Origin of the sequence: Roseibium album (genome assembly GCF_965233825.1) — a bacterium.
GTDB lineage: Bacteria > Pseudomonadota > Alphaproteobacteria > Rhizobiales > Stappiaceae > Roseibium > Roseibium album.
The window spans coordinates 6,559,105-6,585,652 of the sequence record NZ_OZ247583.1; the positions used below are offsets into that span (position 1 = coordinate 6,559,105).

Below are 26,548 nucleotides of genomic sequence, written 5' to 3' on the forward strand. Positions count from 1 at the left end.
TGAATTCCTTCACGACGCTCCCGGTGGGATCCTGGCCCCTGTATCAAAGGCCTCCCAGCCATGACCGTTGAAGACATCTGTGCCCAGTTGCGCCAGCACATCCGCAAAGTCCACGCTTACGCGGTTTTCAATGATCTTTCCATCGGCAAATCGCCAAAAGTCAATATAGGGAATGCGCACGGATTTGCCTGTTGGAGCAAGACCCATAAACGGTCCGTCATGCGTGGCATGGCAGGCGCCAAAACAGGCAGCCCAGTCCCCGTCTGCCAGATATCTTTCTGTCTTGAATACCTGGTTTCCGAATATCGCCCGCCAGGGTCCATACCAATTTCGCTCAAACACCTCCAGACCGTTTTTTGTGCCGCATCCCTTGTTGGCGCTCCAGACAAAATCATCGTGAAAGAACTCCGACAAGTCGGTCTGGCCACGACCGAGTGCGGCCTCCATAGCTTTGATAATTTCCAATGGGTTGTTCGACATACCAAATTCTCCGCTTCCGTTTGCATCATTTTTTGCATGCGCAGTCAAAATGTCAATCTATCTGTTTAATGTGATCAAATCCGCAGTGATCGCGACGCGGTTTTCCTCCTGACCAAAGGCAACGCGATGGAGCAATTTTTATCGTTATTCAATGTATTTGGGCGTTTTTGACTTGGTATCAGATAAACCATTGAGCAAAAAGATCCGTTTCAGTCGAGCAGTTTTCGATCTCGCTATTTTGAATTGCTTGGGAGATTGCTATTGTGTTTTTGGATTTTTTGTCCAATAATTTGACTACGCATGCAAAAATACGCGAGCGACCTGCGTCAATTCAAGTGACGCAAACCCTGGGAGGACATCATGGGGAAATTTCGGATATTTGGGGCCGTCGCCGCCCTGTCTCTGACTGTCGGCATGGCACACGCAGATTGCGGGATATCGAGTGGCAACATCAGCGTACTGGCCAATGATTTTCCAGCGCTCCACGCGGTGGTCTCCACCGCCGAGAGCTGCGCCGGCGACGGGATCACGTTCAACAAGAACCACACGGCAAAGCACAACGAAATCTCGGTTGCGGCACTGAGCGCCGATCCTGCCGAATACACGTCCAAAATCGTTGCGAATTCCTCGATCGTTCCACTCCTGAACAAGGATCTCATACGCCCGCTTGACGACCTCGTTGCCAAACACGGTCAAAGCCTGAAGCCCAACCAGCTGATCCGGATAGACGGAAAGGTCATGGCCGTGGCATTCATGGCCAACGCGCAACACCTGTTTGTGCGTCAGGACATCCTGGACCAGATCGGCATGCCTGCCCCCACGACATGGGAAGAGGTGCTTTCGACCGCCAAGGCGATCCGTGAAGCCGGCATCATGGAGTACCCGTTTGCAGCGCTCTTCAAGTCTGACTGGAACCTGGGCGAAGAGTTCGTGAACATGTATGTGGGACATGGCGGAAAATTCTTTGAACCGGGAACTGCAAAGCCCGCCATAAACAACGAGACCGGCATTGCAACGCTCAACATGCTCAAGGCATTGACCGAGTACACAAATCCGGACTTTCTGACCTACAACACGTCTACCGTGGCACCATTGTGGGAGTCGGGAGAAATCGCCATCGCCCAACTCTGGGGCTCGACGGGCGGACAATTGCTTGATGATGAGGGATCAACGCCTGAGGTTGTCGCGGCAACTGTTCCGCTTGCCGCGCCGACGGTTGCCGGTGGCAACACGCCCGCATCCACGCTGTGGTGGGACGGCTTCACGATTGCAAAAAACATCAGCGATGAAGACGCCGAAGCCACATTCATCGCAATGGTACACGGTATTTCGGACGATATGGTGCGAGCCAACAACGACAGTGCGGTCTGGCTGATGGACGCTTATGTTCCAGGCAAGGCGGCGGAAGGCGTTGCCGCGACGGCTGCTGCCGGCGCAGAACCATATCCGATGCTACCCTTCATGGGCTTGATGCATCAGGCACTCTTCCAGGAATTGCCTGACTTTCTTCAGGGAAATGAGACCGCCGAACAGGCTCTCGCCGATATCGAAGCTGCCTATGTCACGGCTGCGACGGAGCAAGGCTTCTTGAAGTAACGGAAAACGCGTGACGGCGCGCGTGCCGTCACGCTGTTTCATAGCGGGCCGACCATGCCACATCGATACTTTTTCTGGTTCATCCTGCCGGCACTTGCAGCGATGGTCCTGTTCATCGCCTTGCCGATTTTCTCCGTGGCAATCCAGTCGCTGTTTGTTGAACACGAACAGGTCATGAAGGAAGTTGAAAACTGCGGCCCGTTCAAGTGCGAGACAGTTCTTCAGGTGGACAACGAAACCACGGCGCGACTGCAGGAAGAAGCCCCGCTCGGGCGTTTCAACGGCCTTGGAACCTACACCAATCGAGCTCATTTGGCATTCGAGGAAGTGGGGCAAATCTGGGCAAAGACAGAGACTTGGGAGGACTTTGTTGCAGGTGTCTACAACTTGCCGCTTTACAAGGCGCTGTTCTTTACTCTGAGCTATACAATCGTGGTCACGCCGCTGGTTCTGATCCTCGGCCTGTTTATCGCCCTGGGTGTGAATCGCCTGCCTCCGATCACAAAGGGGCCGACAATTTTCGCGTCACTCCTGCCGATGATCGTCACGCCGCTCATCGGTTCCCTGATCCTCTTCTGGATGGTCGACGCCGACGGCATTCTGGGGGCAACGCTGCAGGTTTTGTTTCAAGACGGCGATCTTTCACTCAAGGCGTCCGCACCATTGACGTGGATCATGCTGTTTGTTTACGGCGTCTGGCACAACACCCCCTTCGCCTTCGTCGTGTTCTACGCCGGGCTCCAGGCGGTGCCGCACGAAACGCTTGAAGCCGCCAGGATTGATGGAGCTTCGCGCTGGCAGCAGGTGCGCTATGTCGTTGTACCCTTCATGATGCCGCTGGTTATTTTCATCACGCTGATGCAGCTCATGGACGGTTTGCGCGTGTTTGAGCCCATCGTCGGATTTTCGGCATCGGCAAAGGCCACATCGCTGAGCTGGATCATCTTCAACGACCTTTTCGGAGACAGCAAACTCTACGGCTCTGCCGCCGCCACTTCGGTGATCACGATAACAGCCGTTTGCATCTTGCTGACGCCCGTGTTGATCCGGACCTGGCGCGATTTCCACCGCAAGAGCACTTGAGTGGGGAGAAAAATGTCCACAATGGCAAAAGGCAATTACGGATTGTTCGGCTGGTTTGCAACCAGCATGGTGGTCTTTTGGCTTCTGATCGCTATCGGGCCATTTGTGTGGACCTTGTGGGGCTCGTTCAAGGTACAGGGAGACTTTTTCTCCAAGGCCGATTGGCGCAATGCGATTTACGGGGTGATGACCACAATCGAAACCGGTGAGCCTTTTACCGGCAACGGTTACTGGGGCGCCTGGGTTCAGGAAGAATTCTGGCGAAATGCCCTGAACACTGCCGTCGTGGTTGTCTTCACAGTCATTATTTCGCTAACGCTCGGCACTCTCGGGGGCTACGCTCTTGCCCGCTCGGGATACCGCTATGCGTTCATTATCCTGATTGCCGCGCTGATCTTTCGGGCAATGCCCCACATCACCCTGGTCTCAGGTTACCTGCTTCCCTTCTTTGAATGGAATCTCTGGGGACGTCTCAGCACCACGATCATTGTCCTGGTGGCCATCAACCAGCCCTTCACCCTCTGGATGCTGCATTCCTTTTTTCTCAACATCCCGCAGGAACTGGATGAAAGCGCACTGGTTGACGGCTGCACCCGTTTTCAGGCCTTTTGGCATGTCATCGTTCCGGTCATGTGGCCAGGTGTGATTACCACCGGACTGTTCAGTTTCCTGCTTGCCTACAACGACTTCGCCGTTACCTCGATGCTTCTGAGTTCCGAGAACCAGACCATGGTACCGCGTATCGCAAGTTTCCTTGGAACGGTGCGCGAGCAGGGCAATGTGATGTTCGCGGTGTCCGCGGTCGTCAGTGCCATTGTGCCCCTGTTCTTCCTTGTTCTCTTCTTCCAACGCCAAATCGTCAGCGGCCTGACCGCAGGCGCCGTCAAAGGATAATCAAATTGGACTTTCAATCTGAAAAGCAACTCGTTCGCGATTTCTACGTCGCATTGGACGCGGCTCCGGAAAACGAGCTGGTTGCGGTCATGGATCGTTTTGTTGGTACGGATTACCTGTGGCGCGGCTACCATCCTTTTCACGAGCAGAGCAGCGGCAAGGCAGTCGTTGAGCAATTCTGGCAACCTTTCCGCAGCGCCTTTCGTCACATGCAGCGCCGAATGGACATCTTCATTGCCGGAAAGAACGAGATCGACGGCTTCAAGTCGACCTGGGTGACTTCCATGGGTCACCTGATGGGAAATTTCGATGCACCCTGGCTCGGTATCCCGCCGACGGGCAAGATCGCGATGATGCGTTATTGCGAATTTCACAAGATTGAAGACGGCAAAATCACCGAAACGGCGCTTTCTTCGACATTCCCCAGGTGATGATACAGGCAGGGCTCCAACCGTTTCCGCGACAGACCGGTGCCCACCTGATCCAGCCCGGGCCCGCCACCCACGAGGGCCTTTGCTTTGAACCGCAAGACCCTGTCGAGGGCGACAATACCCTTGGCGCAATCAATTTCATGATTGGCGACATGGGCGATTGGGAAGGCAAGGAAGAACGCCCCCTTGAGGTCGAGCTGCCGCGCAGCTGGCACCACGATATGATCTGGTGGGGTCCGGCCGGCATCGGCGCGTCCTACACCATCGAAGGCTACATCAAGGGACACTCGGGACCCTTCCGGGACGGTCTTGGTACCCGGCATTTCAACGGACATGTCTGCCGTATGGCGGAAGGCAAGTTCGGAGGGTTCTTTGGCTGGCCGAATCTGACCCTGACACCAACGGGCGGCTTCATGGGTATGCCTGCCACAGGCAAACCTTCTGATATGCGGGTCATCGACATGTATCGCAGGGATGGCGACAAACTTGCCGAGAACTGGATTTTCATCGACTTGCTGCATTTCTGGAATCAGCAGGGCGTAGATATTCTGGCTCGTTGCCGTGAGGTTGGCCGGACATGACGAATTTCTCAACCAATCGCGACCAAGGTTCACACCATCCTGCTTCCGCCTTGAACCGTGCTCACATGCCAGACGGCTATGATGTCTCTCTTGCGGGCTACACAAGTGGCCGCACTGTTCGCATTCCTGAAAATTTCGGACCACGGCAAAGCCTGGAAGGATTTGATCCGGACTATCGCAATATTGTCGACTACATCGTTCGCATCACGCATAGAATTTGGGAGACCGATGCAAACGGCGTTGAGTATATTGCGGACTGCTACGCGCCCGACAGCCTGGTTTATGACGACTATGGGCTGCAAACGGGCAACAAGAAGATCGTGGCCGACACGCACCACACCACACGCGCTTTTCCGGACATCATACTGGACGCCGAAGAAGTCATCTGGGCAGGCGACGACACGATCGGCTTTCATACCTCTCACAGGACTCGCATTATCGGCACCAACACCGGTCCCAGCCGGTATGGCGCTCCAACCGGTGCCAGGGTCAACTTGCTGGTGATCGCGAATTGCGTCGCGCTCGGAAACGACATCTTTCTGGAGCACGTGCTTTACAACACATCGGCAATGCTGAAGCAGCTTGGTGTCGATCTGTGGCAGGAAGCAGAGCGACTTGCGGCGGATCCACCCGCCGGCTGGCCACGCAGCAATCAGCTATGGAACGATCTGCGCCGCGCGGTTGCCCCGGACGAGCCTCTTTCAGTTGCCGATCCCATTGCCGGCTTTGATCCCGACCGGTTCGCACGTGCGGTCCACGACAACATCTGGAACGGTGACCAGACGACAATCGTCACCTGCTATGCGCCGGGGTTTGAGTTTGAGGGAACCACGGAAAGACGATTTGCCGGGCACGCAGCCTTTCTCGGCTACACAAAGGAAATGCGTGAGGCGTTTCCCGATTTGAAGCTTCATGTGGACGAGGTCTATTGGATGGGGAACGATGAAGACGGGTGGCTCGTCTCAACCCGCTGGAGCGCGGAGGCCACCCACACGGGAGGAACGCTTTACCGGTCTCCCACGGGCAAGGCATGCCAGATTTGGGGAATTACCCAGTGGCAGGTGGAAAACGGCAAGATCACGAAGGAATGGCAACTGTTCAATGAGCTTGACCTGATGATGCAGATTGCGGCCGCGCGGATCTGATCTTCAGTTTCGAACATCCGGTTCATGGCTGTTTGGGCAGCTACATCTTGGCACTCCAGCACCTTGAAACACATTTCAGCGCTGGCTGACTGCATTCATCTTTCTTGGGAATGAAATCGGACAGCCTGACTGTTGCGGAGCTTCCGGGCACCAACAGCACTTTCAGTTACTCGAGTTGCCAGTTTCCGCCCCGTCGACGGGAACAACATCCCTCTCGGGTTGCGTCGTCCGGTTTATGCCGGACCACTTTATTCACGTATTGGATTTGGACAAGCGTTCACCGAACGGGCGAGTGAATGGTGCCGGCCGCTGAAAGTCCGGCGCATGACCTGCTTGCAGATATCCCAATCCACGCAATTCCTCTCTGTGTGTCGACCCGGTTCCGTAAAATTATCCAATTTAATTCAATATCGGACTTTATTTGTTCGACATCGGACTATATAGTCCGAATTCGCACTATATTGAAATCCCCTTTCGGTCACACAGACAAGGTTGAGCGCGATGACGCAAACAAGGAAGTCAGCACGTCTCCTGGCACCGGTCGCCTTTTGGCTCGCAATGCTGGCAACATTCATCTGGGCAAATGGTTCGGCCGGCTTGACGCCGCCAATCGCCGCAGAAGGGTTACGCGATGTATGGCAGTTTTATCTGCCGCTAATGGTATTCACGTTGGCCACCGTGTTCTATTTCACACGGAACAGAACAAGACCGACATGGCAAGGTTTTGCGGTCGCGAGGCATTCGATGACGCGAGACCTTGCTTTTGCGCTTGCTTACCTGGTTGCGGGCCACCTGATTTTGGGCGCGGTCTTCAACACCGGGCTGCATTTTCCCGGACCCGATGTCTTTGAAAACGGAAGTCACGACCATCAGGAGGTCATCCGGTGGGCTGCCCTCCAGGTAACCGTTTTCGTGCTTTTGCCCTATATCTGGCTTCGACGACGCGGCTTTAGTTTCAGAAAACTCATAACCGGCATCGACTGGAAGCGCGACATCTGGCTGATGATCGCTTTTTGGGCTGGGGAATTCCTGTCGGTCGCCTTCATATCCGACTTCTTCGATGTCGCGCCCGCGGACTATTCCTATGCAATTCCGTTCGGGATTATAGCCAATACGATCGGTGCAGGTTTGCCGGTTCTGGTGATGATCCATCTGATCATTCTGCCGCGCCTGAGCCTTCTCCTGGACAACCAGTTGCTTGTCATCATGCTTGGCGGGCTCGTCTATGCAACGTTCAGCCTGTTTGATCCGGGAACGAGCTATTCGAGCGCTACAAACGGATGGGTTTCGGTGAGCTACATTTTCCTCACTCAGACACTCATCGGCATGGGCAAGGCTGTGTTCACGGTTCGGACCGGAAATCCGTTCATACACTTCACCAGCTATCACATACTAGGCGCTCGTGTTGCGTTCGACACATCCATGTATGCTGACATCTTCAGAAGATGATTTCCATATACTGCCGTCTGACTATCGTTGCAGAACGGAACGGCGGAATCGTTCGGCGTCCGGGGCTGAGTTGAAGCCGGGTCTCAATGTGGAAGGAAGGACTTTATGAGCTTTGAAGGAGGCTGCCTTTGCGGGCAAGTCAGATATACAAGCAAGGCCGCGCCGATCACCACGGTTCATTGCTGCTGCACCGATTGCAGAAGGATTGGCGGCACCGGTCACGCCACACACACTGTCGTCACGACGGATGCATTCGAGTGCTCGGGTGCGTTGACGGAATATGAAAAAGTCGCCGATAGCGGCAATCGCATCAACAGGCGTTTCTGTCCGACATGCGGCAGTGCAATCTTCCACACCCGCGATGGTCTCGAAGGCATGGTGGTGCTGAGGACATCTTCGCTGGATGATCCCGAGGCCGTTAAACCCGAACGGGTCCTGTACACCGGCAGCGCAGTGTCCTGGGACGTCATCGACCGGTCGATCCCGGCATTCGAAAAGATGTCGAGACCGCCAACGCGTCGGTGAATTCTTGGTCAGGCGTCCCACGAATTTATGACTTCAAAACGGGACATGATCTTCGCCTTTGAAAAGGCACGGCTCAGGACGAGCCAAACCTTTCCCGATACGCGCTCGGTGAAACCTGCACGTTTCGATGCATGGCGCGCCTCATCCGTTCTTCATCTCCAAATCCGGTCTTTGCGGCAATCGTCTTGACCGGCAACTTGCTGTCTTCCAACAGCCTGCGTGCGGCGTCCACGCGGATGGCCTCGACGGCCTTGGACGGAGACTGACCCGTATGCTGTTTATAGACACGCGAAAAATTTCTGGGGCTCATTTTCGCAATCTCGGCCATGGCTTCAATGGTGATTTGCCGGAAAAGATTGTTTTCAATCCAGTTATGGAGGACATCAAATCGTCCAGCGTTGTCTTTCGACTGATTGGACAAAATAGCGCTGAACTGCGACTGGCCACCAGGCCGCACCATATAGGTAACCAGCGACCGTGCCACTGCGAGCGACGCGGATTTCCCGCAATCCTCCGCCAGCATGGCAAGCGACATGTCGATGCCGGCCGTGACACCTGCAGAGGACCAGACACCGCCGTCATTGACGTAGATCGGGTCCAGTTCAACAAGAATTTCAGGAAAATCGGACTGGAGTTGCGCGCAATCGTTCCAGTGGGTGACGACCCTCCGGCCATCGGTCAGTCCTGCCGCAGCGAGTACATAAGCGCCCGTACAGACAGACCCTACCCGCCGGCAGCGCTGCGCGAGTTTTTCAATGCATTCCACGAATTCTGCATCGCGTGACGCAGCGAGCGCGCCACTCCCTCCCGAGATGATCAATGTGTCGAGCGCAAGATCCTTGAGCTCCTCAAGCCCAACCGTCGCAATTGGCAGAACCGTATCCGATGCAACAAGTCCGCCTCCGGCCGAGGCGACCACCACTTTGTAGACATCGTTCAACTGTTCATTTGCATCTGAAAAAACCTGGAGCGGACCGGCAATATCAAGAAGTTTCACCTGCGGAAAAACAACGAACAGAATTGTATTCCGGGATATGGCATTTTTCGAGGGCATAATGGCATTTGTGCCAAATCCCGTTGCGATAGTCTAGCCGTCTTCTCGTGAAAGGAGCCAGGAATGCTACTTCTCAAGCCAAATTGCGAATGCTGCGACAGGGATCTGCCACCGTCCTCGCCTGACGCCCGGATATGCACCTTTGAGTGTACATTCTGCACAGAATGCAGCGACACGTATTTTGACAGGATCTGTCCGAATTGCGGAGGCGACCAGGTTCAGCGCCCCCGGCGACCCGACCGGCTGCTGAAGGACAATCCACCGTCGGACAAACGGTTCGTCAACACAAACGCCGCCTGGTTCAAGAACCTGTTTCCGGACCCGCGTGAATGACGTGGCCTGCAAGGCATGGCAACGATGTCCAGCGCTTCTTGCGGGAATTCCGGAGGCCATAAAAACTGCAACCGCTCAATGATACGATCACATCCACAGCAAGGTTGTTGACGTTTCAAAACGTGGCGACCATCGGCAACACCCGGAGACATTGCCGCTGAGCAGAGTTACATCGCCCTTGTCAGGATCCAGATGGTTTTTGTCTGGAGATACTGGTCGAGCGCCTCGGTGCCGTTGTCACGCGCCAACGACCCGGACTGCTTGTAACCACCGAAGGGTGTCTTGATATCGCCCTCTGAAAAGCCGTTGACCGATACAGTGCCACAAGGAAGAGACCGGGCCATGTGAAGCGCGCGGTCTATGTCCTGCGAGAAGACCGTCGCATGAAGGCCGTAGTCGGTGTCGCTGGCAACCCGGAGCGCCTCGTCCGCGGTTTTGAACGGCATGATACCCAGAACCGGACCGAAAATTTCTTCCCGCGCGATTTTCATGTCCGGTGCGACGCCCTGAAACACGGTTGGCTTTATGAAATATCCAGGCAGGTCGCTGCCTCCTCCCGTCAGGAGGCGCGCGCCGTCATCGATGCCACTCTGGATGTAGTTCATCACCATGTCCTTGTGGTCCTTCGTGATCATCGATCCGATATCGGTATCCGGATCCAGCGGATCCCCCAGTTTGAACGACTTCACCCTGTCCATGATGCGTCCGGTGAAGTCTTCAACCAGGGGCGCTGCAATCAACTGGCGCATGTTTGCAGAACAATTCTGCCCCCCGTTCCAGAAGGCCGACATGGCGGCATGTTCAATCAGATCATCGTTGAGCAGGGCGTCTTCCAGCACAATGAACGGACTTTTCCCTCCCATCTCAAGGCCGACGCCCTTGAGGTTGCTGTCGCCGGAATACCGCATGAACATGCGGCCAACCTCGGTCGACCCGGTAAAAGAGACGGTGTCGATATCATTGTGAAGACCGATTGCCTTGCCTGCAGTCTCGCCAAACCCCGGCACGATGTTTACGACGCCGTCGGGCACACCGGCTTTTTGCATCAATTCGGCCAGAAATATCGTGCTCAACGGGGTTTGCTCCGCCGGTTTGATGACCGCGGAACAGCCAACTGCAAGCGACGGCGCGATCTTCCACGCAGCCATCACCAGCGGAAAGTTCCATGGCAAGACGGCGCCGGCAATCCCGGCAGGTTCCTTGGTGATCAGCGCCAGGGCCTCGGGTCCGGTCGGCGCGATTTTCCCGAAAACCTTGTCGGCCAGCTCCGCATACCATTGGAAGAATTTCGGCACTTCTCCGCCGATTTCTTCCATGCAGTCATTGATCGTCTTGCCGGTGTCCAGGCTCTCCAGAACCGCCAGTTCATGCGTGTGATCGCGTACCAGATCGGCGATCTTGAGCAAGACTTCCTTGCGAGCTTCGGGCTCTGCGCGAGACCAGACACCGGCGTTGAATGCCCTTCTGGCGGCAGTCACCGCACGGTCCACATCCGCAGCTTTGCAATGCGCGACACTGCACAACACCTGGCCGGTCGCGGGATTGGTTGTCTGAAAGGTTTCACCATCGGACGCATCACAGAACTTGCCGTCAATGAACGCCTGCCCGTTTGGCCTGAGCTTGTTTGCGATAGCCTGATATTCAGCATGCGAAAGGGTCATGGGACTGCTCCACTCTCATCTGGTCAATTGCGAATTCATCGATTTCGGAATCCGGACTAACTGCGCAATGTGCGCGCGAATTTGCGGATGTCATCGAGCAGCATCTCCGGCTCCTCCATTGCAGCGAAATGGCCGCCGCTTGGCATCTCGGTCCAGTGCCGGATGTTGTAGAGCCGCTCGGCATAAGAGCGCGGAGGCCAGTTGAGCATTTCGGCCGGGAACACTGCGCATCCGGTAGGAACTTCAACCCGGCGCCCTTCCGGCGAGAGTATGCGCCCGCCTTCCTCGCGACGTCCGTAGTAGATCCACGACGCCGTATTGAATGTTCGCGTCGTGATGTAGATCATGATGTTGGTCAGCAACGCATCCTTTGAATGAGCGCTCTCGATGTCCCCTGTTTCGACATCCGACCAGTCGTGAAATTTTTCAATCAGCCAGGCCGCGACACCAACCGGACTGTCGATCATTGCATAGCTGAGTGTCTGGGGCCGGGTCGCCTGCTGCGTGCGATACCCGTTTTGCATCACCTGATCTCGATCGAACTGTGCTTCCCATGCCTCCTCTTCAGGGGTCTGGGCACCGTCCGGGTGGCGCATCGTCAAAACGTTGATGTGTATGGCCGAACAGGCCGGTGCGTGATCAAAGCCAAGCCAGGAGCAGATCGCACCACCCCAGTCGCCACCTTGTGCGAGATAGCTTTCAAAGCCCAATGTATCGGTCATGAGCCCGTTGATCACGGAAGCCATTTTGCGCGGTCCGTATGGACGTGGTGGCCGTCCGGAAAAACAGAACCCGGGCAAGGAGGGCGCAACCACGGTGAACGCGTCGCTGACATCGCCGCCGAAACGCTCCGGATGTGCAAGCGGTTCGATCAGGTCAAAGAACTCGGCAACCGACCCGGGCCAGCCATGGCTGATCATCAGCGGCATCGGGTCCGGTCCACTTCCTTCTTCGAAGATGAAGTGCATGCCGATGCCGTCTACCGGCGCCTTGTAGTGGGAAAAGGAGTTGATCCGGGCCTCCTGGGCGCGCCAGTCGAACTCGTCAATCCAATAGGTGCACAGGTCCTTGAGGTAGTCGATGTTCGTGCCATAGTTCCAGCCGCCATCGTCAGGCATTTCGTGCCATGGATAGGTTGCGACGCGGTGCTCGATATTCGCCAGAACCTCATCTGGTACATGAAACAGAAACGGCCTGACATGTGGATTGGATGTAATGCAGTGTTTCAAAAGGCCAGTTCCCCGGATCGAAAGGAAAAGTCACTCGAGGCTGTCTGCCTGGAGCAATTGGTGTTCAGCTAAAAGCAAATCCGGGAACGTGGCGAGTGACAGGTGCGGCCTTTCGAAGGGACAGATGCATCCCATACAGGCAGTTTGTCACATCAGTGTCAGAACTTCGTCCGCGATAACCTTGACGCCATCTTCGAGTTTCGAAACAGGGACATAGGCAAAGCCCAGCCGGAAACTCCGGCTGTCGTCGTAGTTGAGATAGTAGTCCTGACCTCTGTCAATCAGAACTCCCTTTGCCCGCAACCTTACCGCCAGCTCCGACGCGTCAAAATCCTTGGGGCCGGTCAGCCAGAAGGACGTGCCGCCCTCTGAATTCGTCCGTTGCAGCATGCCCAGATGCCTGGACAGCGCGATGTCCATCGTGTGCCACCGTTTCTGGTAGCGCCGCTCGATGTTTCTCAAATGGGCATCGTAATGGCCAAGTTGAAAAAACAGCGCCACTATCTCCTGAACGATTGTTGGCGGATGACGCATCATTACGCCGCGCGCGATACGCGCCTCGCGAATGATGTCGCGATGCGCCACGATAAACCCAAGTCGAATGCCTGGTGAAACCGTCTTTGAAAGACTGCCCACGTAGATCACACGTCCGGACTTGTCCATCGACATCATGGAGGGAGAAGATTTGGCGACATAATTCATCTCCGCCTCATAATCGTCCTCAATGATCAGGAAGTCTTTTTCGACGGCAGTCTCCAGCAGTTCCGCACGACGCTGCTGGCTCATGGTGACCATCGTGGGGAACTGGTGGCTCGGTGTTGTAAACACCAGCTGGCAACTATCCGGTATCGCCGAGGGAATGATGCCGTTCCCGTCGATCGGAACGCCGATCAATTCGCTGCCGACGAGACGAAACGCGTTGCGCGCACCAAAAAAACCGGGATCTTCAAGCGCGACGGGTTTACCGAACCCGGCAAAGATGGATCCCAGGATATACAGCGCGTTCTGAGACCCCAATGTGATCAGGATCTCGTCGTCTTCGGCATAGATGCCGCGCGTGTTCAGCAGACGCTGGCGCAGTTGCTGCACCAGTTGCGGGCTGTCGCTCTCGACGGAATCGCTGGCCCAGACAGGCATTTTCTTTCGTCCCAGTGCCTGCCGGGTACATTCGCGCCAACTGTCGACTGGAAACAGGTCCGGGTCGATCTGATTGTAAATGAACGGGTAGGGATAGGTGTGCCAATCAAGCGGATTGACCACGGGCATAAGGCCATTGGGAGAAAAGGAAACCGGACAGGGAACGACGTCGCCATCATCGGAGTCCGCGTCGTCCTGCGGTTTTCGAAGGTTCGAAATTTGCGGATTGACAAAATAGCCGGATCGATCCCGCGAGACCAGAAAATCGAGATCTATCAGGCGATTATAGGCGGCAAAGACTGTATTCCGGGATACGCCGAACTGTTCCGCGAGTTCGCGGCAGGATGGCAGGGGACGGTCATAAGCCAACGACTCGGACATGATCGCCGCACTAACCACCTCACAGATCTGATCGCGCAGACTGAGGCTCGAGGTTTCCGGGAGTTTCAGAAATCGAGGCGTGGTCGAACTCAACATTCCCTCCTGTGCACTGAAGCGAAAAGTCTTTCATCGGAAACTAGATTGTTCAACACCGGTCGTCAGCGTTGAAACGCATCTGTCCTTTTCATTCAAGTCATCTGTCACTTTCCTTGGTCGGGGCAGCGGTAAAAGATGATTTCCAGCATGCATCATTCAACGGGAGGTGAGTTTGATGAGGTTTGAAACCGTCTGCAAGGCCGTGTGCATTGCGTCCACACTTGCACTTTTTGCACAACCTGCTGCCGCCGAAAAAGTTCTGAAACTCGGTACGGTCGGCTTTTTGGGAATGCCGATTGGCGATGCCATCGACCAGGCCCTGATACCGACGCTGGAAGAGGTCTCCGGCGGCAAGATGACCATTGAACCGCATTACCGCAAATCGCTGTGCAGCGAACAGTCCTGCGGTGAACAGGCCAATCAGGGCCTGATCGCGCTATGGACGAGTTCGACCGCGAATTTCGGCAATTTCGGAACGTCGCTGGCCATTTTCGATCTGCCCTACATCTTCAAGAGCATTGAAGATGCCGATCGTATTTCGTCGGAGTGGCTCGCCAAGAAGCAGTGCGACATCGCGGCCGAGGAAGCAGGCCATGTGTGTCTGACAGTCTATTCCAGCGGCGGTTTTCGCCAGCTCGGCAATGCCCACGGACCCGTACACGTTCCTTCCGACATGGAAGGCATCAAGTGGCGCGTAACCAAAAGTCCGATTGAATACACGCTGGTCAAGAACTGGGGAGCGGTGCCTGTACCGTATGATTGGTCCCAGCTCTACCAGGGCCTGCAAACCGGAGTCGTTTCAGGACAATACGTGGCAACGCCATGGCAGCACGTCGCAAAGTTGCACGAGGTTGCGAAGTATTTCACCGAGATCGGTGGATCCTGGTCAGGCAACCAGTTGTCGATAGACAAACGACAATACGATGCCTTGACGGAGCAGGAACAGGAATGGCTGCAGATTGCCGCCCAGGCTTTCGGACAGAAGGTGCAGGAACTTGACCGCGCCTGGGTCGAGGCCGGTGAAACCGCCATCAAGGCCGAAATCGACGAATGGTATGTTCCCTCCGAAGAAGAGCTCGTACAATGGCGTGCCGGTGCCATCGACGCATGGCTCAACGCAAAGGGCACATATGATCCGCAAACCGCCCGTCGCGTTCTGGAAGAACAGGGAATGACCGGCTTTATCACTCAGCTGGAAGAAGCCGGCGCTCTGTAAGCTACAGCGGATCTTTTCCAATTCAGGTGGCGCGGGTTCAATTCGCGCCGCTTGTTCTATCTGACGCCGACTTCACCAGCCCAGCTGCAAACAGGACTGCCCCTACATGGAAAGCGTTGTGCTTCTGATAATACTGGTGGTGCTGATCATGCTCGGCGCTCCGGTCGGCTTCACCATGGTTCTGATCCCCGTGGTGTATATCCTGATCACCGACGCGGCTCCGATGATCCTGATCCCGAGCCAGATGTTCAGCGCGATCGACTCCGTTCCCCTCACTGCGATCCCGTTTTTCATGCTGACCGGCGAGCTTATGACCAGCGCCACGATCACCGACAGGCTGGTCGAACTCAGTCAACGCCTGATTGGCCGGATGCGAGGCTCGATGGCTCAGGCCAATGTTCTGGTGAGCATGTTCTTTGCAGGCATGAACGGTTCGGTGGTGGCAGACACGGCCACGGTTGGTTCCCTGCTGGTTCCCGCCATGAAGAAGGCAGGTTATCCGGCGTCATTTGCAGCAGCAATCACGGCGGTCAGTTCGACTATCGGCGGCATTATTCCGCCCTCGATCATGATGATTGTTCTGGCCAATGCCGGCGGCATCTCGGTCGGAGCCCTGTTTGCGGGGGGGATAGTGCCGGGCATCATGATCGGCCTGTTGCTGATGATCATCAACTACATCATCGCCCGCCGGAACAATTTCGAACGCAGCGAGGATCCATTCAGTCTGAAAGCCATTGCGATCGTCAGCTACAAGTCTTCGTTTGCGCTGCTGATCCCGATTGTTCTTGTCGGCTCGGTGGTCTTTGGAATTGCCGGTGTTGTCGAAGCCGGTGCCCTCACGGCAACGATAGCGCTCCTGGTCGGCTTGTTCATCTACAGGACGATCACCTGGACCAATTGCAAGAGCGCGGTCGTGCGGGCATTCAGGAACTCTGCAATGGTTTTCATCATCATTGCCGCCTCCGGTCCGTTCAGCTGGCTGCTGACCTCCCTCGGTGCGATCAACCAGCTGGAAATGTGGCTGCTGAGTTATACCCATAACGCACTGCTGTTTGCCCTTGTGCTGGTTCTGTTCATCTGCCTTCTGGGGATGGTCATGGACTCGGCAGCGAATATCATCGTTGTCGGGCCGGTGCTCGTCGACGTGATGGTGAAGGCCGGATACCCTGACGTACAGGCCGCATTGGTCGTCGTGGTCGGGTTCCTGATCGGGTCCGTAACGCCACCTGTGGGCGTTGCATTCTTCACCGCGGGCGCCATCGCCGAAGTGCGTCTGGAAAAGGTGGCCGTCGCCATGTTGCCCTATCTGGTCGCTCTTTTTGCACTGTTGTTCGTTCTGATCATTGCGCCCGATATCACGATGTTCCTGCCACGTTTGTTCGGGTTTTGACATCATGCCATCGCCACTTGATCTCAGGAAGACATAGGAAACCAATGCGATGTTAGCTGCCATGTCGTTCATCGATCGTATCGTCAGAAACACTCTCACGAGCTTCTGTGCGATCCTGCTTCTGCTCATGGTTGCCTTCACCGTCTATTCCGTGGTGATGCGTTATGTGTTCGAGAACCCCCCGGTCTGGGGCGATCTGTTGACCGTTCTGAGCAACATCTGGCTCGTATTCTTTGCTCTGGCACTGACAGTCCGCGACAAGGACTACATTGCCCTGGATCTGATCTATTCCTGGCTGCCGCCGAAAGTCTCGTTCTGCATCCAGCAATTCTGGTCAATGGTCATATTCGGTCTCGGCCTTGTGATGATCATCTGGGGAATTGAAGTGGTCACAACCATGGGCGGGAAATACTGGGAGATGTGGTACTTTGCCTGGGAAGACGGCCAGATTGTCTTCAAGCCGAACTACATGCCCAAGAAATATGCCGTTGCCATCGTTCCGATATCCGGCTTCCTTGTCTGTGTGGCAGCTATCGCTTCGATATGCGAAGACGTCTTCCGGCTAAGGACCGGCACCTACAAATGGTCCAAAAACGTCGACATTCAGAGCTAGATCAACAGCATGTTGCAGTTTCCGGTTAACGTCCCGGACATTCAGATCTTCAACAAGTCGCCCATTGCGCCTGACTTCCGGGTTCGCCTGTCCAGTCGATGTCGCGTTTGCAGATCCTTGAAGTTGCGGCTGTCATCAGCAAACATGACCAGTCACGCGATCTCGGACACGATACGACCAAACCGGTCAACTTCTTCTTCTGTATTGTAGTAGTGCACGGACGCCCGGAGCACCGGCGGCAGATTTCTGCGACCGAGGTCGAGGCGGGCGGATGACGGTTCTGAAACGGAAACATTGCATCCCTGCGCCTTCAGCAATGCAGCAATCTCGCGGGCCTGTTTGTTTGCCAGCGAAAACGTGACAATCCCGCATTTCCTCATTCCCTGATCGTGAACGGTCGCACCGATATCGGACAGCGTCGCACGAAGGCGGGCTCCCAGGCTTTCCACCCGCGTTCCGATTTCGGCGAGGCCAATATCAAGTGCGTAATCCACGGCTCTTGCGAGACCGATCCGCCCGGCGACATAGCTTTCCCAGTTTTCGAACCGCTTTGCGCCTGGCGAAAGTTCATAGGTATCCTCGTTGATCCAGGTGGCGGCATGCAGATCGATGAAAGGCGGTTCAAGCTGGTCAACGATCTGGTTCGAAACATATAGAAAACCTGTGCCTCGCGGCCCGCGAAGGAATTTCCGGCCGGTTCCGGACAAGATGTGACACCCGATTTCCCTGGCATTCACGTCCATCTGACCGACCGACTGGCAGGCATCGAGCAGATAGGTCAGACCATGTTCGCGTGCGACTTTCCCAACTTCGGCTGCCGGATTCACGAGGCCGCCCTGGGTCGGTACGTGGGTAATCGCGATCACCCGTGTTTTGGGAGTGATCAGACTGCGCAAGGCGTCAACATCGATCTGTCCGCTTGCGTCGCTCGGCGCGACATCGATTTCCAGGCCCCGGCTTCGCGCCAGTTGCAGGAAGGCGAGATAGTTGGAAGCATATTCCGAGGTATGCGTGAGTATCCGGTCACCCTGCTTCAGCGGCAAGGCGTAAAATGCCATGTCCCATGCGCGCGTGGCGTTCTCCACATAGGCAATTTCGCTCGCATCGGCATGCAGCAATTGTGCGAACGCTTCATACATGTGCTCGATTGCTCCACGCGCGCTTGCTTCTGCTTCATAACCGCCAATGTCGCGTTCAAGCGCAAGATGCTGAAAAACGGCGTCGCACACGGGCTGCGGCATCAGCCCAGCCCCGGCATTGTTGAAATGCAGAACTTCGGAACAGGCGGGAGTGTCGGCGCGAAGTCTGGCCAGTTCATTGGCTGAAAATGTCATCGGTCTGTGTCTTTCCTTGAAAACAGCTCCGCAATCGCACGACCGCCTTCCGCTATGTGCGGGTGCAGAATTTCGACAGCAAGCTCCGTGTCCCCGGCCATGGCCGCATTCAACAGGGCTTCGTGCTCCTCGCGGTCTTCCTCTGTTACCTGCAATCGCGAGCGTTCGACACGAAGGTAACGCTCGGCCGATTTGATGTGTTGTTCGATCAGAGCCTTGAGGCGCGGCCCCGCTCCGGCGTAAAGCGCGTTGTGAAATTCCAGGTGACGCGCCGGATAATCGCGCTCTGGTGATACGACCAGTTTTTCGTGCGCGCGAGAGATGTGCTCACGCTGCTTGGAAGACAGGCCTCGCAAGGACAGTCTGACAGCGAGGCACTCAAGTTCTGCGCGAATTTGAAAGAGCTCCAGCGCGTCATCGGCAAAAAGCGGCGCAACGATCGCCTTCCTGTTCGGTCTTTCGATCACGAGCCCTTCGGCCGCCAGCGTACGTATCGCCTCACGCACCGGCATGCGGCTGACGCCCAGTCGGCTGGAAATCTCATCCTGCTTCAGCGGTTCACCGTGACGCAACTCCCCCGACAGAAGTTCTTCCCTAAGTGTCAGGGTTGTCCATTCAAGGACTGTCAACGGACGTTGCTCTCTTTTCATAAATAAATCATGGATCCATTTTCTCAGAACGTCAATCCGGTTTCTTTCTGCTCTGTGCCGGCGTCGTGCGAATGCCGAATAAGGCACTCATCCGCCCGAGCTGTAGCCGCTTTCCACAAGGCGGTGAATTTCCGGGTGCTCGGCAAAGCGCTGTTTCTGCCTTAGACGCAGTCGAAACTGCGACGGCGACTGTCCGAACTGGTTCTGGAAACATCGCGAGAACGTGGCCGGATAGGAAAAGCCGGTAGCTTCCGCAATTTCCTTGATCGAATGTTCTTCATAGAAAAGAAAGTTGCGGGCTGCCTGAAGCCTGATACGCAGGTAAAGCCGCATGGGTGACACGCCGAACGTCGCCTTGCAGATCCTCGACATGGTTCGCGACGGCATGCTCAGCCGAAAGGAGAGTTCCTCAAGCGCCAGGGGCGTATCGAGATTGTCCTTCATGAGACTTACGATCCGCGCGGAAGGTTTCAGCGGTTCCCCGTAAAAGCTCTGGTCGCTGCGCTGGCGCGTGTGGCTGCCGCGCCGCGTATGGATGAGCGCATTGGCAACTTCATTTGCCATCGCCTCGCTTGCAAAACGCGCGATGAGTTCGAGCATGAGATCGAGAGTCGCAATTCCGCCCGCGCACTGGGCCCTGTTCTGTGTAAGTTGGAAGATCCTGTTGAGCGGCCTGGCATCGGGAAACCACTCGCGAAATGACGGGACGGCTTCCCAGTGAAGAACGACTTCCGGCGAAGTCTCCGTTCCGACGAGCCCCGTCTGGCTCAAGGCATAAGCCGCACTGTCCAGGCCACCGACCACAGACCCGAAACGCGCTGCCCTCCGAAGGTATCCCAGCAGATGTTTCGACAGGTGTTGCGTTGGAAGATTGCCCTCGAAAAGCAGTGTCACGTCGGCAATTTCAGCCGACGCCAGATCGCAATCGGCGGCAAACCACAGTCCGCTGCTGGCGCGAACATTCCCGCCATCTTCGGAAACAATCTGCCAGTCGAACAGCCGCTGTCCCGAATTCTGGTTCGCAATGCGCAAGGCCTCCGTTGCGATTGTCAGCGTGGTCAGCGAAAACTCCGGTTGCAGGACAAGGGCAAACCGGGCGCACCGGTCTTCCGGCATTTCAACACCTCCGTAAAAATTCGCAAAATTGGCAAGAAGAGTTAAATCGGCAGCCATTTTAGTCAAGCCATTTCAAAAATCCGGGCCGACTATGATTTCACGCCGCGCAAAGGAAGCTCGCCTTGAGCAGCGCGGAACGTAGGGAAAATACTTTTGAGCAGATATTCCTCAGCGCGGCATGCGGCATGCCGCGAACGGCAGAATTTTGCCTGTGGCATGGAGCGATAGACCGACGTGGACCAATTGAAGAAAATGCTGGAAGGGTGTTACGTAACCATACCAACGCCGTTCCACGACACGCCCGACATGGAGCTGAACGTCCAGGCGTTGCGCGCCTACGTGCGATTTCTCGTCGATTCCGGCCTGAACGGCAATTACGCAACCCTGCTTGCCGGCGGGGCCGCCGGGGACTTTTCCACGATGAGTTTTGAAGAACGGTTGCAGGTGGCTGAGATCGTCGTTGACGAAGCTGCCGGCGCTGTTCCGATCGCGATGGGCGCGCAGACGACCAGTACGCTGGAACTGGTTCGCCTCGCCCATGCCGCGAAACGGATCGGCGTGGATTTCATCCAGGTTTCCTGCCCGTTCTACTTCGCCCATACGGAAGCTGACTTTGAGGAGTATGTCCGAGCTGCAGCCGATGCCGAACCCGAATTGGGGATCATCGTCTACAACACCTTCTGGACAAGCCGGGACCTGTCATATTCGATGGTCGAGAGGCTGGCGGAGATTCCGAATGTCGTCGGCCTCAAATGGGCGGCGCCGCGCACCGACGCAATGGAATTCGAGGACGTCTGCTCCCACTTTTCGAGCCGGTTCACGATCATCGACAACAATCTCTTCTTCGGTCTCAGCGCCATGCCCTCCCTCGGTGCGCGCGCCTTTGAGGTGCACCACTGCAATTTCTGGCCCGAGTGGGGCATCAAGCTGATCGATGAAGTCCGGACCGGCAATTATGCCGAGGTCACCCGGATGCTCGTTGAGGAAGGCATGCCCTTCTACAAGCTCTGGATGGATATCGAGCGAAACTACACGTCGGGCGATGGATATCTCGACAAGCTCTGTATGGAACTCATCGGCTTGCCGTCCAGCCGGTGCCGACCGCCGACGCGCGATATCCGCCGGACACATCACACCGCAACCCACGAAATGATGAAAAAGATCGGCGTACCGAGGCTGCGGAATTCCCCCTGAATGGCTGACCACAAAGCCAGCAAAAAAACCTAACAGAGGAAGACGACGATGAAAAAGACTCTCAAAATCGTAATGCTCGCCATGACCGCCAGTGCGGTGGTCGCAACAAGTGCTATCGCGGAAGACGATATCCGTCTGCGGCTGAACTGGATGTACTACGGTTCGCATGCCGGTTTCGCCTTCGGCAAGGACAGCGGCATCTACGACAAGGCAGGTATCGATCTCGATATCCGCTCGGGCAACGGATCAAGCTCTGCGCACCGGCTCGTCGCCAACGGCGACAGCGATTTCGCCTATGGTTCCTGTGGCGCGCTGATCAATCTCGCAAGCCAGGGTGCGGAGATCACCTCGGTGGCAGTCATCGACGCGATGGGCGCGGAAGCCGTGATCCTGCGGCCGGACAGCGGTGTCAGCTCGGTCGCGGACCTCAAGGGCAAAACCATCCTGACCACCGCCAATGCGGGCGTGAACACGTTTTTCCCAATCGTTCTGGCGAATGCCGGATTGACCCCTGACGATGTCACGATCACCAACGTGCCGGATGGGGCACTCGTCTCCAGCTATCTGCAAGGATCAGGTGGAGCGGTCGGCATCCTGGGTGGCCTCGACGACAAGCCGGCGGAAATTCGCGCCAATGGAGGTGAGGATCCTGTTCTGCTCCCCTACTCGGACTACGGTGTCGACCAGGTCGGTTACTGCATTTCAACGCGCAAGGAGCTGATCGAGGAAAATCCCGATCTGGTGAACAGGTTCGTCGACGCGACCATCCAGGCATACAAGCAGACCGAGGCCGACCCTGACGCTGCGGTAAACGCCATAGCCGATATCGTTGGTGGCACCATGGCTGAAGATCAGGGCAAGGCACAGTCGCGCGCAGTTCTCGATGTGACCCTGGGGCTGCTCTATTCAGGAGCGAACCAGGACAAGCAACTGGGTCTGAATGTTGCGTCCGACTGGGAGAGCATGGTCAAGTTGATGAAGGAATACAACGACCTGGACTCATCCGTCAAAGCATCGGACTTCTACACCAACCAGTTCGTGACTGAATAAGTACTTCCCAAGCCGGGGCCTTGCGAGGCCCCGGTCATTCCGAAAGCAAGAGCAATGAGCCATCACATCGAATTTGCCGGTCTGAAGAAGGTGTTTGGAACCGGCCCTGATGCCGTCCAGGCCTTCGGCCCGGTGGATCTGAGCATCGCCGAGGGCGAATTCATTTCGCTTCTCGGTCCCTCCGGCTGCGGAAAGTCCACCTTGATGATGATGACGTCGGGCTTGCTGGAAGCAACCGAAGGCACCGTCACCATCGGTGGTTCTCAGGTAAAGGGTCCGCAGACCGACATCGGTGTGATGTTCCAGGACAACACCCTGGTGCCCTGGCGAACGGTGCGCGGCAATGTCGAGCTGCAACTGGAAATGCGCGGCAAGTCGCTGAAGGAATTCAGCGACAAGATCGACAATCTGCTCGCCTCCGTTCATCTGGAAGATTTCGCGGATAGACACCCCTATGAGCTGTCCGGGGGGATGCAACAGCGTGCAGCATTCTGCCAGGCCATGGTGCACGATCCCAAGACCATGCTTCTCGACGAGCCACTGGGAAAACTTGACGCGATGACCCGGGAGCGGATCCGCAGTGACCTTCAGCGTCTCTGGATGCAGGAACGCGCCACTGTCATCTTCGTCACCCACTCGATCGAAGAAGCGGTCCAGCTGTCCACGAAAGTTGCGGTCATCACGCCGAGGCCGGGCACAATCGAACGCATTATCGAAATCGACCTACCGTTTCCACGTGATTTCGACGTCAAGAATTCCCCGGAATTTGCCGCATACGTACGCGAAATACAGGAGATCTTTCGAGGCTATGGAGTCATTTGACAAGAAACCGATGTTCGCGGCGATGAAACTTCGTCTGCAGAATTCCTGGATGTTCGTGGCCTTTTTCATCGGCTTCTTTCTGGTCTGGGAATACTCGGTCATTTTTTTCGACATTCCGCTCTATATCCTGACACCTCCTTCCCTGATCGTGGAAAAGGGTGCCGCAGATCTCGACCGGCTCCTGTACTACACCTACGTCACCGGAACGGAAGTCGTTCTGGGTTACGGGGTGGCCGTCATTCTGGCGCTGCCCCTCGGTCTTGCAATCGCCTTTTCCAGCCTGCTGAAGCGGACGATCTATCCTTTCATCGTATGTATCGAGATGGTTCCGAAGATCGCCTTCGCCCCGCTGTTCATATCCTGGCTTGGTTTCGGTCTGCTGCCGAAGGTCATAATCGTCTTTCTGGTCTGCTTCTTCCCGATCGTCCTGAACGCAATTCTGGCGTTCAGCTCTCTCAGCGAGGAACTCACGCTGTTCTGCCGATCCACGGGAGCAGGGGTCTGGCGCACGTTTTTCAAGGTTCGGTTGCCGGCCGCCCTGCCCCAGTGTTTCGTCGGATTCAAGTACGCTGCGATCAACGCCACCGTCGGAGCGGCAATTGCAGAATTCATCGGATCCGACAAGGGGCTCGGGTTCTATATCCAGATCGTTACCGGCAACATGAGACCTGATCTGGCCTTTGCGGGAATATTCTTCCTGACATTACTGGGCCTGTCCCTTTTCGGCATTGTGACACTTGCCGAACGTCTGCTGATCCCGTGGCACATCTCGGTACGGCGCACCTGACCCGTCTTCCTGATGCTGGAGAAACAAATGGGCATGACACGTGAGCTGAGCGGACTTCTCGGCACAGACAGCCGCAATCTTTTGATGATTGGGAAAAAACTCGAAACCGGAACCCCATCGGCCTACTCGGGACATGCCGCATGACGAGGGTCGCTCTTCTGGTAGAGCTTTCTGCCGATCAAACGGACCGGCTGCGGACCGGCATAGGCGATGCGGACCTGCGTGAGGACGGCAGCGTCGCCGATTGCGAAATCGCATTCGGAAACCCTGCTCCCCGGGAACTTGCAGATGCCCGGGACTTGCGATGGGTTCAGCTGGAATCTGTCGGTTTCGGTGAATATGTCGATCTTGACTGGACTGATATCGGCGCGCGCATCACCTTGACCAACCTAGCCGGTTTCTTTTCCGAAGCCGTGGCGGAAACAGCCCTGGCGGGTCTGCTCGCCCTCGCGCGCCGGATCGACACGCTCGTCCTTGCTCAAAGCGACGGAAGCTGGCTTGGAGACCCTGTCAGGACCCGGGCCCGAACCGTAGCAGGGTCGCATGTCGTGATGGTTGGCTACGGCGCGATCAACAGGCGCCTCGCCGATTTGCTGGCTCCCTTTTCTTGCAGGATAACGCCGATCCTCAGCACAACGTCGCTTGAACAGCTGGACGACTCCCTGGCGAGTGCGGATATCGTTGTCTGCACGGCACCTGACACACCTGCGACCCGCGACCTGTTCGATACGCATCGGATCGGTTTGATGCCGGACCATGCCGTGTTCGCGAATTTCGGTCGTGGATCGATCGTTGATGAGACGGCGCTTTCCCATGCTCTCAACGCCGGGCAACTGGGAGGAGCAGTCCTTGATGTCACGCGGGAAGAACCCCTGTTACCCGACCATCCGTTCTGGCAATGCCCCAACACCCTTCTCACGCAGCACTCCGGCGGCGGAAGCCACGATGAGCTGGACCGGAAAATTGACGTTTTTCTAACCAATTTATCTCGATACCGCCGAGGCGAACCCTTGTCGGGCGTCGTTGACATCGCAAGAGGATACTGATGTCCAGAATTACGGAAATCCGTTGCGTTCTTTTGAGCTCGCCTTATGCCGACAAGGACGATCCCGAAATCAAGGAGTGCTTTCCAAACGGTCCGAAACGCACGATCGGAATGGTGGAGGTGACGCTTGAAAACGGTGTTACCGGACTAGGGGAAGGATATCTGGCGGTCTTCGCACCGCTGGTCTTCAAATCCATCGTCGAACTCTGCGCACCGCAGGTAGAGGGCAAGGATGGCTTCGATATCGCGCGGCGTGTGCGCGATCTGCGGTCGCTTTGCGATTATTGGTCCCTGCAGGGCGCCGCACGCCATGTGATCGCTGCCTTCGAAACCGCGTTGCAGGATGCCAAGGGCAAGTCTCTGGGGCTGCCGGTTTACGATCTCCTTGGTGGCGCGAAATCCGACAAGATACCGATTTACGGATCGGGTGGCTGCTGCGATGCAAAGGAACAGTTTCGCCGGGAGTTCGACCAGCTCGCTGGCCTGGGGATCACGCGCTACAAGATCCGGTCGGTGAAAACCGACATTCTGCGCACTGTCTGGGTTCTCGAGGAAGCCGGCAAACGCGGTGTCCGGGTCGGCGTCGACATGTGTCAGAACCTGGCGGACCCACCGCAAGCGGTGGAGGATGTCGTCTCATTCGTCGAAGCGGTGCATGCCCGCACTGATCAGCGGATGATCTTCGTCGAGGAGGCACTGGGCCCCGACTGCCCGGATGAATTCAGGGAACTGCGGAGCCGGATCGATGTGCCGGTGTGCGGCGGTGAAATCATCACGACGCCGAAGGAAATGATCGAACGGATCAATGCCGATGTTTATGATTTCGTGCAACCGGATGCATCGGTCATGGGCGGCATATCGGCTGTCATGGACGTGTTTGCAGCTGCCGGAAAAAAAGAGACCGATGTTGTTGTCCACGCCTGGGGCGGAGCTGCTGCGATCATGGCAAGCTACCACGCGGCTTTCGCGGCAGGCGGCAAGCTCGTCGAATATCCGATGCTGGCCTTTCCGCTCGGAGCCGAGATGATTGGCGACCAGGGCAGGATCGTCGATGGCGAGCTGTTGCGTCCGACGGCCGCCGGCCTGGGTTTGACCCTGACACCGGAAATGGAAGCACGCTATCCCTTTGACGAAACGGCCGTCTATTCCTGCGCCTTGATCGACTTCGGCCCGCCACCTGACAGTTATTGGGCGCCCGCCTGAGTGACAACGCCTGTACGATTTCAGACCCGCCACAGGCAGATGGAATGGCGCCC

26 protein-coding genes are annotated in these 26,548 nt (G+C 56.3%); 18 read left to right on the forward strand and 8 right to left on the reverse strand.

The genetic code is table 11. The features are described 5' to 3' along the window. Positions 1-9: 9 nt before the first annotated feature. Positions 10-480, reverse strand: a complete 471-nt coding sequence (locus ACO6TI_RS30170) for an ester cyclase (RefSeq protein ID WP_422383973.1) — start codon at positions 478-480, stop codon at positions 10-12. 360 nt (positions 481-840) lie between these two features. On the opposite strand from ACO6TI_RS30170, the gene ACO6TI_RS30175 reads away from it, so the two are divergent. The 8 genes from ACO6TI_RS30175 (at position 841) to ACO6TI_RS30210 (ending at position 8,184) form a co-directional block, all read left to right on the forward strand. After that, positions 841-2,076 (forward strand): ABC transporter substrate-binding protein, encoded by a 1,236-nt coding sequence (locus ACO6TI_RS30175; RefSeq protein WP_104701133.1) that lies wholly within the window; start codon positions 841-843, stop codon positions 2,074-2,076. Positions 2,077-2,130: 54 nt separating this feature from the next. Then, positions 2,131-3,159 (forward strand): carbohydrate ABC transporter permease, encoded by a 1,029-nt coding sequence (locus tag ACO6TI_RS30180; RefSeq protein ID WP_055112937.1) that lies wholly within the window; start codon positions 2,131-2,133, stop codon positions 3,157-3,159. A 12-nt stretch (positions 3,160-3,171) separates the two neighbouring features. Further along, positions 3,172-4,053 (forward strand): carbohydrate ABC transporter permease, encoded by an 882-nt coding sequence (locus tag ACO6TI_RS30185; protein ID WP_208992574.1) that lies wholly within the window; start codon positions 3,172-3,174, stop codon positions 4,051-4,053. Positions 4,054-4,058: 5 nt separating this feature from the next. Further along, the gene (locus tag ACO6TI_RS30190; protein ID WP_422383974.1) at positions 4,059-4,484 is read left to right on the forward strand and encodes an ester cyclase; all 426 of its coding nucleotides are present in this window, start codon (positions 4,059-4,061) and stop codon (positions 4,482-4,484) included. Next, complete coding sequence (locus ACO6TI_RS30195) at positions 4,484-5,065, forward strand: ester cyclase (protein ID WP_422385349.1); 582 nt, start codon at positions 4,484-4,486, stop codon at positions 5,063-5,065. The genes ACO6TI_RS30190 and ACO6TI_RS30195 overlap by 1 nt, the downstream gene beginning before the upstream one ends. A gap of 65 nt (positions 5,066-5,130) precedes the next feature. Beyond that, positions 5,131-6,210 carry an ester cyclase gene (locus tag ACO6TI_RS30200; RefSeq protein WP_422383975.1) on the forward strand — a complete coding sequence of 360 codons (1,080 nt, stop codon included), beginning with the start codon at positions 5,131-5,133 and terminating at the stop codon, positions 6,208-6,210. Positions 6,211-6,711: 501 nt separating this feature from the next. Beyond that, complete coding sequence (locus ACO6TI_RS30205; RefSeq protein ID WP_422383976.1) at positions 6,712-7,659, forward strand: hypothetical protein; 948 nt, start codon at positions 6,712-6,714, stop codon at positions 7,657-7,659. 105 nt (positions 7,660-7,764) lie between these two features. Further along, a complete protein-coding gene (locus ACO6TI_RS30210; protein WP_422383977.1) occupies positions 7,765-8,184 on the forward strand; it encodes a GFA family protein in 420 nt (139 codons plus the stop codon). Between the two features lie 73 nt (positions 8,185-8,257). Here the strand turns inward: ACO6TI_RS30210 and ACO6TI_RS30215 are convergent, their stop codons facing one another. After that, on the reverse strand, positions 8,258-9,181 hold the full coding sequence (locus tag ACO6TI_RS30215; protein WP_422383978.1) for a GlxA family transcriptional regulator: 924 nt from the start codon (positions 9,179-9,181) through the stop codon (positions 8,258-8,260). A gap of 120 nt (positions 9,182-9,301) precedes the next feature. Here ACO6TI_RS30215 and ACO6TI_RS30220 point away from each other — a divergent pair, with 120 nt between their 5' ends. Beyond that, positions 9,302-9,571, forward strand: a complete 270-nt coding sequence (locus ACO6TI_RS30220) for a DUF1272 domain-containing protein (protein WP_082442613.1) — start codon at positions 9,302-9,304, stop codon at positions 9,569-9,571. 167 nt (positions 9,572-9,738) lie between these two features. Here ACO6TI_RS30220 and ACO6TI_RS30225 read toward each other — a convergent pair whose 3' ends face one another. The 3 genes from ACO6TI_RS30225 to ACO6TI_RS30235 all read right to left on the reverse strand — a co-directional run bounded on the left by ACO6TI_RS30225 (position 9,739) and on the right by ACO6TI_RS30235 (position 14,075). After that, positions 9,739-11,232 carry an aldehyde dehydrogenase gene (locus ACO6TI_RS30225; RefSeq protein ID WP_422383979.1) on the reverse strand — a complete coding sequence of 498 codons (1,494 nt, stop codon included), beginning with the start codon at positions 11,230-11,232 and terminating at the stop codon, positions 9,739-9,741. Positions 11,233-11,288: 56 nt separating this feature from the next. Then, complete coding sequence (locus ACO6TI_RS30230) at positions 11,289-12,461, reverse strand: epoxide hydrolase family protein (RefSeq protein ID WP_196879655.1); 1,173 nt, start codon at positions 12,459-12,461, stop codon at positions 11,289-11,291. 147 nt (positions 12,462-12,608) lie between these two features. Then, a complete protein-coding gene (locus tag ACO6TI_RS30235) occupies positions 12,609-14,075 on the reverse strand; it encodes a PLP-dependent aminotransferase family protein (RefSeq protein WP_209013723.1) in 1,467 nt (488 codons plus the stop codon). Positions 14,076-14,250: 175 nt separating this feature from the next. Between ACO6TI_RS30235 and ACO6TI_RS30240 the strand changes: the two genes are divergently transcribed. From ACO6TI_RS30240 to ACO6TI_RS30250, 3 genes are all read left to right on the forward strand, one after another. Beyond that, on the forward strand, positions 14,251-15,291 hold the full coding sequence (locus ACO6TI_RS30240; protein WP_055112956.1) for a TRAP transporter substrate-binding protein: 1,041 nt from the start codon (positions 14,251-14,253) through the stop codon (positions 15,289-15,291). A gap of 106 nt (positions 15,292-15,397) precedes the next feature. Beyond that, on the forward strand, positions 15,398-16,681 hold the full coding sequence (locus ACO6TI_RS30245; protein WP_422383980.1) for a TRAP transporter large permease: 1,284 nt from the start codon (positions 15,398-15,400) through the stop codon (positions 16,679-16,681). 49 nt (positions 16,682-16,730) lie between these two features. Next, entirely contained in the window at positions 16,731-17,294 is a 564-nt protein-coding gene (locus ACO6TI_RS30250) for a TRAP transporter small permease (protein ID WP_055112960.1), read from the forward strand. Between the two features lie 152 nt (positions 17,295-17,446). On the opposite strand, the gene ACO6TI_RS30255 is transcribed toward ACO6TI_RS30250, so the two are convergent. The 3 genes from ACO6TI_RS30255 to ACO6TI_RS30265 all read right to left on the reverse strand — a co-directional run bounded on the left by ACO6TI_RS30255 (position 17,447) and on the right by ACO6TI_RS30265 (position 20,394). Next, positions 17,447-18,628, reverse strand: a complete 1,182-nt coding sequence (locus ACO6TI_RS30255; protein ID WP_422383981.1) for an aminotransferase class V-fold PLP-dependent enzyme — start codon at positions 18,626-18,628, stop codon at positions 17,447-17,449. After that, positions 18,625-19,257: a GntR family transcriptional regulator gene (locus ACO6TI_RS30260; RefSeq protein ID WP_196900985.1), complete on the reverse strand. Its 633-nt coding sequence runs from the start codon at positions 19,255-19,257 to the stop codon at positions 18,625-18,627. Before ACO6TI_RS30260 ends, ACO6TI_RS30255 begins: the two co-directional genes overlap by 4 nt. 108 nt (positions 19,258-19,365) lie before the next feature. Beyond that, positions 19,366-20,394: a GlxA family transcriptional regulator gene (locus ACO6TI_RS30265; RefSeq protein ID WP_158510345.1), complete on the reverse strand. Its 1,029-nt coding sequence runs from the start codon at positions 20,392-20,394 to the stop codon at positions 19,366-19,368. 234 nt (positions 20,395-20,628) lie between these two features. On the opposite strand from ACO6TI_RS30265, the gene ACO6TI_RS30270 reads away from it, so the two are divergent. From ACO6TI_RS30270 to ACO6TI_RS30295, 6 genes are all read left to right on the forward strand, one after another. After that, positions 20,629-21,588 (forward strand): dihydrodipicolinate synthase family protein, encoded by a 960-nt coding sequence (locus ACO6TI_RS30270; protein WP_196896307.1) that lies wholly within the window; start codon positions 20,629-20,631, stop codon positions 21,586-21,588. A 48-nt stretch (positions 21,589-21,636) separates the two neighbouring features. Further along, positions 21,637-22,638, forward strand: coding sequence for an ABC transporter substrate-binding protein (locus tag ACO6TI_RS30275; RefSeq protein WP_422383982.1), 1,002 nt, complete (start codon positions 21,637-21,639; stop codon positions 22,636-22,638). Between the two features lie 54 nt (positions 22,639-22,692). Then, the gene (locus ACO6TI_RS30280; protein WP_055112971.1) at positions 22,693-23,460 is read left to right on the forward strand and encodes an ABC transporter ATP-binding protein; all 768 of its coding nucleotides are present in this window, start codon (positions 22,693-22,695) and stop codon (positions 23,458-23,460) included. Beyond that, complete coding sequence (locus ACO6TI_RS30285) at positions 23,447-24,247, forward strand: ABC transporter permease (protein WP_196879660.1); 801 nt, start codon at positions 23,447-23,449, stop codon at positions 24,245-24,247. Before ACO6TI_RS30280 ends, ACO6TI_RS30285 begins: the two co-directional genes overlap by 14 nt. Before the next feature lie 140 nt (positions 24,248-24,387). Next, entirely contained in the window at positions 24,388-25,293 is a 906-nt protein-coding gene (locus tag ACO6TI_RS30290; protein WP_422383983.1) for a D-2-hydroxyacid dehydrogenase, read from the forward strand. Continuing rightward, positions 25,293-26,495 (forward strand): mandelate racemase/muconate lactonizing enzyme family protein, encoded by a 1,203-nt coding sequence (locus ACO6TI_RS30295; RefSeq protein WP_422383984.1) that lies wholly within the window; start codon positions 25,293-25,295, stop codon positions 26,493-26,495. Before ACO6TI_RS30290 ends, ACO6TI_RS30295 begins: the two co-directional genes overlap by 1 nt. Positions 26,496-26,548 lie beyond the last annotated feature (53 nt).

Coding starts and splice junctions, on each gene's coding strand:
- ACO6TI_RS30170 (WP_422383973.1), bottom strand. CDS start 480: ATGTCGAACAACCCATTGGAAATTATCAAAGCTATGGAGGCCGCACTC.
- ACO6TI_RS30175 (WP_104701133.1), top strand. CDS start 841: ATGGGGAAATTTCGGATATTTGGGGCCGTCGCCGCCCTGTCTCTGACT.
- ACO6TI_RS30180 (WP_055112937.1), top strand. CDS start 2,131: ATGCCACATCGATACTTTTTCTGGTTCATCCTGCCGGCACTTGCAGCG.
- ACO6TI_RS30185 (WP_208992574.1), top strand. CDS start 3,172: ATGTCCACAATGGCAAAAGGCAATTACGGATTGTTCGGCTGGTTTGCA.
- ACO6TI_RS30195 (WP_422385349.1), top strand. CDS start 4,484: ATGATACAGGCAGGGCTCCAACCGTTTCCGCGACAGACCGGTGCCCAC.
- ACO6TI_RS30200 (WP_422383975.1), top strand. CDS start 5,131: ATGCCAGACGGCTATGATGTCTCTCTTGCGGGCTACACAAGTGGCCGC.
- ACO6TI_RS30205 (WP_422383976.1), top strand. CDS start 6,712: ATGACGCAAACAAGGAAGTCAGCACGTCTCCTGGCACCGGTCGCCTTT.
- ACO6TI_RS30210 (WP_422383977.1), top strand. CDS start 7,765: ATGAGCTTTGAAGGAGGCTGCCTTTGCGGGCAAGTCAGATATACAAGC.
- ACO6TI_RS30220 (WP_082442613.1), top strand. CDS start 9,302: ATGCTACTTCTCAAGCCAAATTGCGAATGCTGCGACAGGGATCTGCCA.
- ACO6TI_RS30225 (WP_422383979.1), bottom strand. CDS start 11,232: ATGACCCTTTCGCATGCTGAATATCAGGCTATCGCAAACAAGCTCAGG.
- ACO6TI_RS30235 (WP_209013723.1), bottom strand. CDS start 14,075: ATGTTGAGTTCGACCACGCCTCGATTTCTGAAACTCCCGGAAACCTCG.
- ACO6TI_RS30240 (WP_055112956.1), top strand. CDS start 14,251: ATGAGGTTTGAAACCGTCTGCAAGGCCGTGTGCATTGCGTCCACACTT.
- ACO6TI_RS30245 (WP_422383980.1), top strand. CDS start 15,398: ATGGAAAGCGTTGTGCTTCTGATAATACTGGTGGTGCTGATCATGCTC.
- ACO6TI_RS30250 (WP_055112960.1), top strand. CDS start 16,731: ATGTTAGCTGCCATGTCGTTCATCGATCGTATCGTCAGAAACACTCTC.
- ACO6TI_RS30255 (WP_422383981.1), bottom strand. CDS start 18,628: ATGACATTTTCAGCCAATGAACTGGCCAGACTTCGCGCCGACACTCCC.
- ACO6TI_RS30265 (WP_158510345.1), bottom strand. CDS start 20,394: ATGCCGGAAGACCGGTGCGCCCGGTTTGCCCTTGTCCTGCAACCGGAG.
- ACO6TI_RS30275 (WP_422383982.1), top strand. CDS start 21,637: ATGAAAAAGACTCTCAAAATCGTAATGCTCGCCATGACCGCCAGTGCG.
- ACO6TI_RS30280 (WP_055112971.1), top strand. CDS start 22,693: ATGAGCCATCACATCGAATTTGCCGGTCTGAAGAAGGTGTTTGGAACC.
- ACO6TI_RS30285 (WP_196879660.1), top strand. CDS start 23,447: ATGGAGTCATTTGACAAGAAACCGATGTTCGCGGCGATGAAACTTCGT.
- ACO6TI_RS30290 (WP_422383983.1), top strand. CDS start 24,388: ATGACGAGGGTCGCTCTTCTGGTAGAGCTTTCTGCCGATCAAACGGAC.
- ACO6TI_RS30295 (WP_422383984.1), top strand. CDS start 25,293: ATGTCCAGAATTACGGAAATCCGTTGCGTTCTTTTGAGCTCGCCTTAT.